This window comes from Blastomonas sp. CCH1-A6, from assembly GCF_001556365.1.
In the GTDB taxonomy this organism is placed as follows: Bacteria; Pseudomonadota; Alphaproteobacteria; order Sphingomonadales; family Sphingomonadaceae; genus Blastomonas; species Blastomonas ursincola.
On record NZ_LSIS01000331.1, the window covers coordinates 1 to 673 of the forward strand.

Annotated in this window: 1 protein-coding gene; it reads right to left on the minus strand. The window is 63.4% G+C overall.

The window, feature by feature from the left end; genetic code table 11:
• Window positions 1–204: 204 nt before the first annotated feature.
• Window positions 205–673 (minus strand): MerR family transcriptional regulator (locus AX735_RS16075; RefSeq protein ID WP_231750146.1); only part of this gene is annotated, 469 nt, incomplete at its 5' end.

Sequence of the window (673 nt, forward strand, 5' to 3'; positions counted from 1 at the left end):
GTCGGCTGCCGTGGAATTGGTCGCGTCGCTGGCTCCTGTCTCGCTTGCGGCGTCGGTGGCTGCCGCGCTGGGGGTGGCCTCTTTGTCCTTGCTGTTGCAGGCCGACAGCGCGAGGGCGCCTGCAAGCGCCAGACCGAAGCCAGTCCACGACAGTGCCTTGCGATTTAGGTAAGCCATATTCGGTCCTTTCTTTCTTGGTAATGATTAGCAATTGCCTCGCGCGAAGCGCGATCTGCGGCGCCGCGTTGCACATCTTCCCGCCTGAAAACCGACCCACAGGGGCTGGGCTTCGTCTAGCGGCGTTGCGGCAACCAGGCTGGTCAGGAACGTTTCGACTTCCGAGAGCCACTCGACATTGTCCCTCGCGGCGTCGAGCTTCGCGCGCGTGACGCCGAGCAGCGTCTCGATCCGATCGCGGTTTGCTGTCGATGCTTCGAGCAAATCGCGGGTCTGTTCGAGGCTGAAGCCCGCTTCGTGGACGTGGCGAATGCATTGCAGCCGCTCGAGGTCGTCGTCGCTGTAGACCCGGTAGCCTGCGCCATTTCTGACCACCGCAGGCAACAGGCCGATGCGTTCGTAATGGCGAACCGCATCGCGGCCCACGCCGGCGGCTGCGGCGAACTCTCCTATCTTCAATCCTGCCATGGCATCCATCCCAATGTGGCTGGCCGGG